General features: G+C 59.6%; 6 protein-coding genes and 4 pseudogenes. 3 read left to right on the top strand and 7 right to left on the bottom strand.

The features are described from left to right. Window positions 1–94 precede the first annotated feature (94 nt). The 6 genes and pseudogenes from JFV26_RS15110 to JFV26_RS15085 form a co-directional block, all read right to left on the bottom strand. On the bottom strand, window positions 95–736 hold the full coding sequence (locus JFV26_RS15110; RefSeq protein ID WP_201193580.1) for an MBL fold metallo-hydrolase: 642 nt from the start codon (window positions 734–736) through the stop codon (window positions 95–97). An 85-nt stretch (window positions 737–821) separates the two neighbouring features. Then, window positions 822–3,558 (bottom strand): annotated as a pseudogene (locus JFV26_RS15105) (LuxR C-terminal-related transcriptional regulator). A gap of 310 nt (window positions 3,559–3,868) precedes the next feature. Continuing rightward, window positions 3,869–5,233 carry a DUF1329 domain-containing protein gene (locus JFV26_RS15100; RefSeq protein WP_201193578.1) on the bottom strand — a complete coding sequence of 455 codons (1,365 nt, stop codon included), beginning with the start codon at window positions 5,231–5,233 and terminating at the stop codon, window positions 3,869–3,871. A 28-nt stretch (window positions 5,234–5,261) separates the two neighbouring features. Further along, window positions 5,262–7,151, bottom strand: a complete 1,890-nt coding sequence (locus JFV26_RS15095; RefSeq protein ID WP_201193576.1) for a DUF1302 domain-containing protein — start codon at window positions 7,149–7,151, stop codon at window positions 5,262–5,264. A 346-nt stretch (window positions 7,152–7,497) separates the two neighbouring features. Beyond that, complete coding sequence (locus JFV26_RS15090; protein ID WP_201193575.1) at window positions 7,498–9,180, bottom strand: fatty acid--CoA ligase; 1,683 nt, start codon at window positions 9,178–9,180, stop codon at window positions 7,498–7,500. 307 nt (window positions 9,181–9,487) lie between these two features. Beyond that, a pseudogene (locus JFV26_RS15085) lies at window positions 9,488–9,799 on the bottom strand (MFS transporter); the annotation flags it as partial. Window position 9,800: 1 nt separating this feature from the next. Between JFV26_RS15085 and JFV26_RS15080 the strand changes: the two are divergent. Further along, window positions 9,801–10,115, top strand: a pseudogene (locus tag JFV26_RS15080) (helix-turn-helix domain-containing protein); the annotation flags it as partial. A gap of 120 nt (window positions 10,116–10,235) precedes the next feature. On the opposite strand, the gene JFV26_RS15075 reads toward JFV26_RS15080, so the two are convergent. Further along, window positions 10,236–10,865, bottom strand: coding sequence for a LysE family translocator (locus JFV26_RS15075; RefSeq protein WP_201193573.1), 630 nt, complete (start codon window positions 10,863–10,865; stop codon window positions 10,236–10,238). 312 nt (window positions 10,866–11,177) lie between these two features. Between JFV26_RS15075 and JFV26_RS15070 the strand changes: the two are divergent. Together JFV26_RS15070 and JFV26_RS15065 are read left to right on the top strand one after the other, a co-directional pair. After that, a pseudogene (locus tag JFV26_RS15070) lies at window positions 11,178–12,142 on the top strand (2-hydroxyacid dehydrogenase). 32 nt (window positions 12,143–12,174) lie between these two features. After that, the gene (locus JFV26_RS15065; protein WP_201193571.1) at window positions 12,175–13,173 is read left to right on the top strand and encodes a class I SAM-dependent methyltransferase; all 999 of its coding nucleotides are present in this window, start codon (window positions 12,175–12,177) and stop codon (window positions 13,171–13,173) included. Window positions 13,174–13,194: the final 21 nt, after the last annotated feature.

Genomic DNA, 13,194 nt, shown 5'->3' with positions numbered 1-13,194 from the left:
CTCCTACTTTGCATTCTGTGGTGCAACGGACGTTGGCAAAAGACCATCGCGGGCGTTGGATCATCGCAGACGAAAAAAATTCAATCGCTGACCGTCATGCCCGAACAAAGGGGTTACCGCGCATTTCATCGCCCAGACACGTGTCCGGACCATGCCCGGTCACCACGGTGGCTTCCTCGTCGAGGGTATACAGCCGCTGCTTGATCGAGCGCACAATCGTCGCCTGATCACCGCCCCACAAATCAGTACGCCCTACCCCACGCCGAAACAACGTGTCACCGGCAATCAGCAGCTTAGCCTCTGAAAACCAAAAACTCATGGAACCTGGCGTATGCCCCGGCGTGTGAATCGCCACACCGCAACCACAGGCCAGTTCTTCGTCATCCGCCAACCAGCGATCCGGCGGCGGCACCGGTGTGTAAGGCACGCCGAACATCTGGCATTGCATCTCCAGGTTGTCCCAGAGGAATTGATCTTCTTTATGCAAGTGCAAGGTCGCGCCGGTTTTCTCCTTCAACTGGCCGGAAGCCAGGAAGTGATCGAGGTGCGCGTGGGTGTGGATGATGCTGACCACCTTCAAACCTAGAGCGTCGAGGCGGGCCAGGATCAGTTCGTGATTGCCGCCCGGGTCAACGACGATGGCTTTTTTGGTGACGGGGTCGCCGATGATGGTGCAGTTGCACTGCAAAGGGCCGACGGGGAAGGTTTCGCGGATGAGGGTGGGTTGCTGGGACATCTGGGCATGCTCGGGAACCGGGAGATGGCCAATTTTGGCACAAAATGTCGCCAGCCATTTGTGCCCCTGCGCCTCATGAAAAACCTCACCCCAACACGCCGAGCTCCTTCGCCCGAGCCACCGCTTGTGTCCTGCGCTCAACCCCAAGCTTGCTGTTGATATGACTGGCGTGGGTTTTCACTGTATGCAGGGAGATAAACAACTGGTCGCTGATTTCCTGGTTCGAACAACCTTGGGCGATCAGTCGTAAAACGGCCAGTTCGCGAGTACTGAGGTGTTCTGTACCTGGGGATAACTCCAAGGCCGGACGTGACGCCACGGCGGGAAGTTGTTCCATGAGGTTTTGCGAAACAGCCGTCTGTGCATAAAGCTGAAGTTGCCCACGCAACCAGTCCGGATGTTCGGCCAGTAACCCGTAAAAGGGTTGCAGCACGCCACCGGCCGCTGCTTCCAAGGCCTGAGCTAACGCCTTGCGCGCTTCGGGCTCTCGCCCGCCTGCCAGTAACAGTGCGACCTTTTGCGTCAGCGCCATCACGCTGAGCATCTGCCGGCCCGTTTGCTGCCCATGCTCCAGCAGCGCATTCAATCGCCCTTCCGCCAGCATCGGTTGCCCTTGAATCACTTCCAGCAAGGCTTGCTGCAATTCGATATGCAATGGCAATTGTGGATGAAATTCCGGCGGGGCGGCGGCGCCTTCACCGTTGTAGGTCTGGCCCAGTCGCGTGAGCCAGGCTTCGGCCAGGTCGGTACGGCCCTGGGCCAGCCAGAGTTCGCATTTGACCAGGGTAATCATCGCCAGATAGTAAATCGGCGGTACGTCCCAGATGTGCATCAAGCGTTCGGCTTCGGCCAGTTCGGCAAAGGCTTTGGCGAACTCGCCGCCGCTGCCCTCGAGCCGGGCGATCACACAGTGGCCGATCAATACGCTGATGTCGCGACAGGCTCGCGCTTCGCTCAATCCGGCCTGCAAACGTAACCGTGCGGCGTCTGGTTGCAAACGCAGGGCCAGCAGGAAGCCTTCATACAAGACCAGACGGGCCCGTACCGCATAAAGTCGTTGCGGCGATAACCCGTGCAGGCGTTGCAACCCCTGACGGACCTCATCCAGTGAACGCAGGATTTCCCCGGGCCTGCAACACTCGAGCGCGATCGTAATGCGCGAGGGCTTCGAATAGTGGATTGCCCACGCGCTGCGCCAGTTCCAGGGATTCACGGTTCAACCCCCGGGCATGCCACAAGTCGCCGTCGGCAATGGCCAGGTTGGACAAGGTTGAAAGACACATCAACCGTTGGCCGTAACGCTTGGCAGGCAGGCTCTCCAACGCTTCGCTGCAATAAAGCAGCGTCAGTTCACGATTGCCGCGCCCCCGGGCGATGATGCCGCTCAGGGCCAGCCATTGCGCCAGCATGGACTTCTGCGCCGTAGCCGACGGCGCTGGCAGGAAGCGACTCAAGTGATTGGCCAGTTCCTCGGCAGCGTCCAGCTGACAGGCCAGCCCCAGCGCCCAGCTGTACAGCACAATCAGCCGTGGTGTGCTGATCAGCAGGCTGTCGGGCAAGTCCATTTTCCAGCGCAGCAGCATGCCAACGTTTTGCTCCGCCAGCAGCTGTTCTTCCGACAGGTTTTGCACCAGGTTCGCCGCGACATCCAGGTGCCCGGCGCGCAAGGCCTGCTCCACCGCTTCATCGAGTAGCCCTTGGGCGTTGAACCAGCGACAGGCGCGCAAATGCAGGCTCGCGGCCGGCACCAGGGCCTGGGTTGTGGGCCGGGTACGCAGCAAGTCGGAAAACAAATGGTGATAACGGTACCAATGACCGTGTTCGTCCAGCGGCACCAGGAAAATCTGATGGGCCAGCAGGAAACGCAGGATCTCGGCGCTGTCATGGGCCTCGCGCACGGCGTCACACAACTCGCTGCAGAATCGCTCCTGAGGCGCCGTGTCATAGAGGAATGCCTGCACTTCGGCGGGTAAACAATCGATGACTTCTTCCAGCAAGTAATCGCGGATCAGCCCTTCCCCGCCGTGCAGCGACTGCGGCAACGCACCCTCATTGCCGACTTCGGACGCCGCCAGCAGCCAGAAGCGCAGGCCGGCCACCCAGCCTTCACTGCGCAGGATCAGGTTTTCCAGCGCCTCGCCGCGCAATGAACTGCAGTGGCGATTCAGCAGGGTCAGGGCTTCGTCACGGGTCAGGCGCAGGTCTTGCTCATGCAGTTCGAGCAGTTGCCGCGACAGCCGCAGTCGCGCCAGGTGCCAGTCAGGACGTTGCCGACTGGTGACCATGACCAGCAGGCCATCGGGCAGGTGATTGAGAAAAAATTGCAGACAACGATCGAGCACCGGTCCCTGGGCCAAATGGTAGTCATCCAGCACCAGCAGCAAGGGCGTACTCGGCGACAGGTGCACGGCCAGCTCATCCAGCAAACCGTCCAGCCATTCTTCGAAAGCGAACGGTTGATGGCGCTGACGCATTTTCAGCAGCCCGAGCGCCTTGCTGCCCAGTTGCGCAAAATAGTCCTGAAGGCCTTCGAGCAGTCGCTCGAGGAAACGCCCCGGATCGTTGTCCCGCGGGCTCAAACCCAGCCAAAGACTTTGCCAATGGGCCGGCAGGCTCTGACAGAACTCCACTGCCAACGAACTCTTGCCGAAACCCGCCGGGGCGCTGACCAGCAACAGCCGGCCACCCAGCCCCGCTCTCAGGCGTTCGCACAGGCGAGGTCGCAACACATGGCCGTCGGGCAACGGGGGCTGGAAGAAACGCCCATCCAGTGCCGCGACGGCAACGTTTGCAGGACCCGGAAGTGGGGACAGATCAGTCATGGCCGGCTCTTGTTTGAATTGCTGTTGGCGGCGTTGCAGATGTCCGCAGACTAGCGGTAAACGGAGCGCTATTGAAGGTTGTTGCTACAAATGGCTACAAAAAGAATACAACCAAAGGTGTCAGGCTTTTGATACATCCGTATCAGTGAAAAAATCGCAGCCTTCGGCAGCTCCTACATGGGATCGGCGTATACCCGCAAGAGCTGCCGAAGGCTCGGGCCGCGTTCGGACGATCTTTTGATGTTTTTCCCCAAAAAAAAGCCCCGAACCAGTCGGGGCGTTTTTCGAGGATGCGGCCTCTGATTACCGCTTAGCGAATACCATCCTGGCCCAGGTTGCCCGGCTGGAATTCACTTTTGCTGGCAGAAAAGCCGAAGTCATACGCCTGCTTCTCTTCGTTCTTCATGCCCAGTGCCAGGTAGCGGCCCGATTGCAGGTCGTACAGGACTTCCAGTGCATACCACGGCACTTGCTTGTCGTAGTAATCCTCGGCATGGGCTTCGGCCACGCGCCACAGTTGACCGCGACCGTCGTAATGGTCGATGACGGCTGCCTGCCAGGTATCTTCGTCGATGAAGAAGTCACGCTTGGCGTAGATATGACGCTGACCCGGCTTCAAGGTTGCCACCACATGCCAGACCCGGCGCAGCTCGTAACGCGTCAGGTCCTGGTTGATATGGCCGGCCTTGATGATGTCGGTGTACTTGAGAGTCGGCGAATCGATCTTGTAGCTGTCGGAGGCAATGTACATTTCCTTCTTGCCTTCGAGCGCCCAGTCATAACGATCCGGTGCCCCGTTGTACATGTCCAGGTTGTCGGATGTGCGCAGGCCATCCGCGGCTGTGCCCGGGCCGTCGTAGGACACTTGCGGTGCCTGACGCACACGGCGCTGGCCAGTGGCGTAGACCCAGGCCTTGCGAGGCTCCTTCACCTGGTCAAGGGTCTCGTGCACCAACAGTACGGTACCTGCCAGACGGGCCGGCGCGGTCACTTTCTGCTTGAAGTAGAACAGGACGTTGCCCGGATTTTTCGGGTCGTAGTCCCTCATCTTGTCGCGAAACACGAACTGATCCTGGAAATACACCAGGCTGAACGAGCCATTGGTCTGTGGCGTCGCCTGGGTCACGAGGCGGGTCACGCTGCCACCGCGGTAGCGGGTGATGTGGTTCCAGATGACTTCCAGACCGGTTTTCGGGATCGGGAACGGTACCGCAGTTTCGAAGTTTTCCAGACCGTTGCCGCCGGCGACCAGGTTGGTGGTCGTGGCATTCTTTTTGATGGCGGCAAACACGTCATCCGGCACTGTGGCGCCGCGATGAGACGGGTAGACCGGCATTTTAAACGTGTCCGGGTAGCGCTTGAACATCGCGTACTGGCCCGGCGCAAGCTTGTCCTTATATTGGTCAACGTTTTGTGCAGTGATGGTGAACAGCGGTTTTTCGCTGGCGTAAGGGTCGGACAGGAAGCCTTTGCTGTCGACCGTACCGGCATTTTTCGGCAGCGGTTTCCAGGCCGGGATCGAACCGTCGGCGTTACCCGCCATCTCGGCCCCCATCGGCGTCAGGCTTTTGCCCAGCTTGTCGGCTTCGGCAGCAGGGACCGCCGCCATGACCGCGCTGGCCAACAGCGAAAGCCCCAGAACACCGGCATGGAACAGACTCATTGTTATTTTCATATGTGTGTTCGTCCTGAAAAAACTGTGCTTAGAAGTTCACGCCGACGCTGAGGGCAACGAAGTCGCGATCATCCACCGTGCTGTAGTCGCCACCAAAGAAGTTGGTGTAGTTCAGACTCGCTGTGTAGGTGTTCTGGTATTCGGCATCAACCCCAAGGCTGATTGCCTTGCGACCTTCTTCGAAGTTGCCGCCCGGGCCTGGTGAGTAACCCTTGACGTCATGGGACCAGGCCACGTTCGGCTTCAGGTTCACGCCGGCAAACACGTCGCTGTAATCCCAGATGGCACGACCGCGATAACCCCACGAAGTGGCCGTGGTGAAACCGTCGTTGTTGCAATTGCTGGCAACGTTACTGGTCGAGGCTCCCGGTCCGGCACCGTTGATGGTGGAGGTGTTGAGGATTTGCGAGCAGGTATTGAGGCCGCCGGTAGAAGGCAGCTCACCCGGACCGAAGACCGGATCGCGGCCATAACGGGCGTCGGACTTGCTTTCCAGACCGCCGACGTGGGTCACACCGACTTCACCGACCAGGGTCAGGCGGTTGGCGCCCATGACCTGATCGAAGAAATGCGTGAACGTCGTCTGGAACTGGGTGATTTCCTTGCGGTTATAGCCGTGCAGGTCCTGCCCCGGGACGCCGCTGAGAAGCGACGCATTGGTCAGCGCACCGCCCAATGGACGCACACCGGCGAACAGAATGTCGGTGGAGTTCAACTGCACCGGCGCATTCGGCCGGTAGCTGATCTCACCGCTCCACGCCGTACCGGTAGGCAGGGTGGTGGAGAAGCTCAGGCCATACAGGCGAATGTCTTCAGGGTACTCGATGAAATACTCCGAGTTACCCGCCACCACCAAAGGCCCCAGCGCCTGGAACGGGCCTGGCAGCGCCTTGACGCCGTTATAGACCGACTGTGGCGCCCCCGTGGCGCTGAAGATCGGCGCACGGCTGTGGTAGTTCATGAAGTAGGCACCGAATTCGGTGGCCAGCGGATCGAACATGTACTTGGCGGCAACACCAAACTGCCCACTGTCCCGTGCGTTGCGGTTCGGCGCGCGACGCACCAGAACGCCTTCGTCGTTGACGTCGACATTGGCAGCGGCCAATGGACCCAGCGCCACGCCTGGAATCGTTGAACGCTTGTTCAGTACCCGCAGGTTGTCATCGCAACCGGTGGTCACGATGTCGGGCTGGGAGAAAAACGTGCCGCAGTTATCGGTGACGGTCTTTTGCCAGTCAAGCTGATAGAAGCCCTCGGCCGACAGGTTTTCGGTAAGGCTCTGGGACACGTAGAACATGTTGACCGGGATCAGGCCTTCCTTGATCTCCGCCCCCGGACGACGGAACGCAGACACGTCGATCGGGTTGATCGAGTTGATGCCGCCGCCGATGAAGGTACTTTCACCCCAGTTCACAACCTGCTTGCCCAGACGCACCGAACCCGGTTCATCGGCAATGGAGTAGTTGTGGTAAACGAAGGCGTCGAGGATCTGGCCGCCCGATGACTTGGCCGCTTCATCCCGGCGATCGTTGCTGACGTTCTTGAATTCCAGGTCCTGGTTTTGCAGCGCGAAGTCGTACCAGTACTTGCCCCGTACGAAGATACCGGTGTCACCGTATTTCAATTCAAGGTCATGGATGCCCTTGAAGATCTTCGAGAAGGCCTCGCCGCTCTTGAAGTTCGCGTGGCCGTCATCAGAGGTCTGGGACAAGCCCTTGCCACCGTTGTTGACACCAATAAGGTTCTTGTTCGGCTGCTGGGTCGAAACACTCATGCCCAGGGAGAGCGACGAGTCGAACTGACCTTCGATTTCACCAACATTGAAACTGACGCCGAATGCGGGCCCGGCGAGCGTAGAGGCAAGACTGACCGCCAACGGCAATTTCGCCCGGCGCCAGAACTGGTTTACTGATGTCATCGACGCTACTCCATGTGCATTATTGTTATGGCAGTGAGTACTTTTAAAAACGTTGTGGGTGACCGGGAGCCAAGAGATCCCGACATCAATCCAAATGTGCATCGCCCCGTTTGTGCGTTTGCTCCGTTCTTAAAAATCCTTGAGCGGACTATAGCCAGCAGGTAGTACTGCTTGATCCCTCTAAAGTGTGATTTGCAGCTGCCGGCCACTCTGGAACAGTCCTTTCGCCAGTCCGACACGTGTCGGCACGGCAAGGATGGCTGAAAATTCGGATTTAACAAGCCAAGCGCTTGCTTGGTGGGGCTGACGTGCCTTTTCGGGCACGCCAGTGGACGTCAGATAACGCTTAAAGCGTCGAGAGGAAGGTGCTGTTGTTGGCCTGCCATTCAGTGATGTCGAGGCGGATGCGCTTCTTGTCGAGCTTGCCGACACTGGTCTTGGGAATTTCAGTAACAAGGGCAATCTGGCTCGGGATCGCCCACTTGCTCAGGTGTCCCAGCTCAACGAATGGCTTGAGGTGCTCCTTGAGTTCTTTGGCCCCGATCACATGGCCCTCGCGGATCACCAGCAAGGCAAACGGACGCTCGCCCCACTGTGGATCGGCAATGCCCACCACTGCTACTTCACGTACCGCTACGTGACGGCTGATCAGATCTTCAAGGTCCAGGGAAGAGATCCACTCGCCGCCGGTCTTGATCACGTCCTTGATCCGGTCGCGAATGTCGATCACGCCCATGCTGTCCAGCGTCGCCACGTCGCCGGTGTGCAGCCAGCCGCCGGCCCAGAGCTCGGCGCCCTTCTGTGGCTCGTTGAAATAACCCTCGGTGAGCCACGGCGCACGCAGCACCAGTTCACCCTGGGTCTCACCATCGGCGGGCAGGAAGTTGCCGTCACTGTCGATGATCGCCGCGTCCACCAGGGGCCCGGGCACGCCGGCCTTGATTCGATAGGTGGTGCGCTCGTCTTCGGTGCCGGCCATCAACTCGTCATTGAGGTGAGCGCACGAGACCAACGGCCCGGTTTCCGACATGCCGTACGCGGCGGTCAATTGAATGCCCTTGGTCTTGGCGGCTTCGTACAACGTGCGGTTCAACGCGCTGCCGCCGATGACGATTTTCCAGCCACCGAAATCGACGTTCTGCGCCGCCTTGGCGTTGAGGACCATTTGCAAAATGGTCGGCACGCAGTGGGAAAAACTGACCTTCTCCTTGCGCCACAGCTCCACCAGGTACTCCGGGTCGTAACGCCCTGGGTAAACCTGCTTGAGCCCGAGCATCGTCGCCACATACGGCAAGCCCCAGGCGTGCACATGGAACATCGGCGTAATTGGCATATAGACATCGTTGGTGCCCAACAGCCGCACGCTGTCGATGGACCCCATGATGGTCGACACGCCCATGGTGTGCAGCACCAGTTGCCGGTGAGTGAAGTACACGCCTTTCGGATTGCCGGTGGTGCCGGTGGTGTAGAAGGTGGTCGCGACGGAATTTTCGTCGAAATCCTGGAACTCGTACTGCGGACTCGCGGCAGCCAGCAGTTGCTCGTACTCGCCGACAAGGTTCGGCAAATCGGCGGTTTTCTCTGGCAGGTCGGTCAGCAGCAGGGTTTTCTCAACCGTGGTCAGGTGCCCGGCGATGGCCTGGTACAGCCCCACAAACTCGCTGTTGACCAGCACAAAGCGGTCCTCGGCGTGGTTCATGGTGTAGAGGATCTGTTCCGGTGACAGGCGCACGTTGATGGTGTGGATCACCGCGCCGATCATCGGGATGGCGAACATGCATTCCAGGTAGCGATGGCTGTCCCAGTCCATCACCGCGACGGTATCCCCGGCCTTGACCCCGGCCGCCGTCAGCACGTTGGCCAGCCGTGCGACCCGCTCGATCAGCGTCGGATAGCTGTAGCGCAACTGGTCGCGGTACACGATCTCGCGGGTTTTCTCGTAACGAGCGCCGGACATCAGCAGTCGTTTGATCAGCAACGGATACTGGTAAGCGCCTTCGGCGGGCGGGATAACGCGAGTCTGCAACATAAGAATCCCTTTTCTGACTGCACGGTGTTGGCTACTAAAGAAGTGTCCTGTCTCACCAATACGTTCTTCTTTTGACGAGTGGCTGTTGCCGTCTGGCAAGGCGCCGCGACGAGTCATAGGCCGCTATGGCGAGGAGCGGCAACGCAGCATGACGGCAACAGACGCCGTCAAAAAGGAACAGTCTTGGTGAGACAGGACACTTAGTACTCTAGAGCCGTTATACCGCAGCCAAATCAGTCAAAGGAATGATTTGCACAGCCGTACAAATGCTAGCTTTGCGCCAGCATTTTCAGGATTTCGTCATCGGTTACGCCATTTGTCCTACAGCAGCCTCAGACGGCGTCCGTGGGAAAACCAATGCAGCGACGAAGGTCAACGCCGCAAAACCCGCCAATATCAGATAAATCCCTACAAATCCCTGGCGTGGTTCGACGAACGAAATCAGCGGTATCGCAGTAGCACTGGCACCGAACGATAAACAGTAACGCAGCGCAAAAAACCGGGATTGCCATTGCGGCGCAACGAAGTTGGCGACCATCGCGTCATTCACCGTGACCTGGCCAAACACCGCGCCCAGTACAATCACGGCCCAACCATCCACGTAGGCCAATCCGAACAGCCTGGCACTGCTGCGCGCACCGGATCATCCCAACACGCTGGAAGACTGGGCACAGCAGGTCGGCGCCAGTTCACGAACCCTGGCGCGGCTGTTCCAGCAACAACTGAAGATGAATTTCAATGCCTGGCGCCAGCAACTGCGCCTGATGGAAGCCCTGCCCCGCCTGCTCGCCGGAGAAAGCGTGCAGAGCGTCGCGCAGGATCTGGGTTACGGCAACGCTCGGGCGTTCAGCGCGATGTTCCGTCGATTGCTCGGGGAGAATCCCCGGGAATACCTGAGTGCACTGAACAAACTGAGCGAACTCAATCCCGTGTAGGAGCTGCCGAAGGCTGCAATCTTTTGATCTTCAGCGGTATCAAAATCGCCCAAGATCAAAAGATCGCAGCCTTCGGCAGCTCCTACAGGGATCCGTGTTTTTCGCTCTTTTTACGGTCTATCAATGCATCTCGGTGAACGCGAGCTTCACACCGATGGCGATCAGTACCGCGCCCATGGTCCGGTCGAACCAGTGGCCCATGCGGGCAAAACCTGCACGCACACGCTGTTGGCTGAACAGCATCGCCATCAGGCAGAACCAGAAAGCTGTCGCCACCGCGAGGTAAACCCCGTAACCGGCCTGCACCGCCAGCGGCGTGTGCGGGTTGATCACCACGGTGAACAACGACAGGAAGAACAGCGTGGCTTTCGGGTTCAAACCATTGGTCACGAAGCCCGAAGTGAACGCGCCACGCGCGGTGCGTTCGCCGACTTCCTTGTGTAAATCGTCCGCCACCGGTTTGGCCGGCTGTGCCCTCAGGGCCTTGAAGCCGATGTACAACAGGTACGCGGCGGCGGCCCATTTCAAGGCGTTGAACAGCACGATCGACTGGGACACGATCAGGCCGATGCCGAGCAGCGAATAACCGACGTGCAGGAAAATCGCCGTACCCACACCCAGCGCGGTCCAGGTCCCGGCGCGACGACCGTGGGTCACGCTCTCACGCACCACCACGGCAAAGTCCGGGCCGGGACTGGCGACGGCCAGCAGGTGAATCAGGGCAACGGTCAAAAACTCTGTCCAGTACATGGGGGCTCCTCTGGGGCAGATCAATAAAATAACCGGGGCAAACCACACCCTTGTAGCAGCTGGCGAAGCCTGCGTTCGGACGCAGCAGTCGTGAATTCAGGCGATGCGGTGTTACAGAGAAACGCGGGCTCAGGATTTACGACTGCTTCGTCCGAACGCGGCCCGAGCCGAACGCAGGCTTCGCCAGCTGCTACACATGCAGCGCTTGCATCTGCATTAGCCGAACGACTCTGGCGTAGTGCGTAACCATTTGTTTCATCTGGTAGGCTCGGCAGATTACGCCTTCAGTTCATTGCACAAAAGGTACAGTTGATGACGAACTCTCACCGCGCCGTTTTCCTCGACCACCCGTCCCTGGATCTCGGTGACCTCGACCTGAGTCCTTTGCGCGAGTGTTTCAGCAACTTGCAGTTGTTCGCCCAGACCACGCCGGATCAGGTGATCGAGCACCTCAAGGGCGCCAACGTCGCCATCAGCAACAAGATCCTGATCGATGCCGCCGCCATGTCCGCCAGCCCTGAATTGAAGCTGATCCTGATCACCGCCACCGGTACCAACAACGTCGATCTGGCCGCCGCCCGCGCCCACGGGATTACCGTGTGCAACTGCCAGGGTTACGGCACGCCGTCGGTGGCCCAGCACACGATCATGCTGTTGCTCAATCTGGCGACACGCCTGGCGGACTACCAAAAAGCCGTCGGCGAAGGGCGCTGGCAGCAGGCCAAACAGTTCTGCCTGCTGGATTACCCGATCGTCGAACTGGAAGGCAAAACCCTCGGCCTGCTCGGTCATGGTGAATTGGGTGGCGCGGTCGCACGACTGGCCGAAGCCTTTGGCATGCGCGTAGTGCTCGGGCAGATTCCCGGTCGCCCTGCCCGCCCGGATCGCTTGCCGCTGAATGAACTGCTGCCACAAATCGACGCCCTGACCCTGCACTGCCCGCTCAACGAACACACCCGACACTTCATCGGCGCCCGTGAGCTGGCCTCGATGAAACCCGGGCCTTCGTGGTCAACACCGCGCGCGGTGGCTTGATCGACGAACAGGCGCTGGCTGCCGCCTTGCGCAATGGTCATTTAGGCGGCGCGGCCACCGATGTGCTGAGCGTCGAGCCACCGACCGCCGGCAATCCACTGCTGGCCCATGACATTCCTCGACTGATTGTCACCCCGCACAACGCCTGGGGCAGTCGCGAAGCGCGGCAGCGGATCGTTGGCCAGTTGACCGAAAACGCGCAGGCATTCTTCAGCGGTACAGCGCTGCGGGTCGTCAGTTGATAAACTGCCGCACTTTTTTCAAGGAGCAGAGTATGGATCCGCGCAGTGAAGTACTGCTTCGTCAGGCCGAATTGTTCCAGGGTTCGGTGTTGCTGGCCGGTTTGCCGGCCGACGACTTGCTGGGCCGCCTGCCCGACGCCCACGGCTGGTGCTGGCATGCCGGCGATCAAGCAGCGCTGGACGCACGCTTCGCCGAGCGCAGCCAGTTTGGCGTGAACGCGCCCGAGCGCGAATTCGAAACCGCCGTGGTGTTTCTGCCCAAGTCCAAGGATTTGACCGACTACATCCTTAACGCCCTCGCCTCGCGTCTGGCCGGGCGCGAGTTATACCTGGTCGGTGAAAAACGCAGCGGTATCGAAGGCGCGGCCAAACAACTGAACCCGTTCGGCAAACCGCGCAAGCTCGACAGCGCCCGGCATTGCCAACTGTGGCAGGTCACCGTGGCCAATGCGCCAGAAGCCAGGTCGCTGGAGAGCCTGGCCCAGGAATACGAACTGCCATTGGCCGAAGGGCCGCTGAAAGTCATCAGCCTGCCGGGCGTCTTCAGCCACGGTCGCCTGGATCGCGGCAGCGCGCTGTTGCTGGAGCATCTGGACAAATTGCCGAGCGGCCACTTGCTGGACTTCGGTTGCGGTGCCGGCGTGTTGGGTGCGGCGGTCAAGCGTCGTTATCCACACAATCAGGTCACGCTGCTCGACGTGGATGCGTTTGCCGCCGCCAGCAGTCGTCTGACATTGGCCGCCAACGGTCTGGAAGCCGAGGTGATTACCGGTGATGGTATCGACGCGGCACCGATGGGTTTGAGTGCGATTTTGAGCAACCCACCGTTCCACGTCGGGGTGCACACCGATTATTTCGCGACCGAGAACTTGCTGCGAAAAGCAGCCAAACATCTGAAAAACGGTGGAGAATTGCGCTTGGTGGCGAACAGCTTCCTGAAGTATCAACCGCTGATCGAAGAGCACCTTGGCGTGTGTGCGATCAAGGCCGAAGGACAGGGTTTCCGGATCTACCGGGCCAAACGCGGCTGAAACTTCTTTTAAAAAAGAGGC

Source organism: Pseudomonas sp. TH31 (assembly GCF_016650815.1).
Classification (GTDB): Bacteria; Pseudomonadota; Gammaproteobacteria; order Pseudomonadales; family Pseudomonadaceae; genus Aquipseudomonas.
This window is presented reverse-complemented; position numbering and strand designations above follow the sequence as displayed.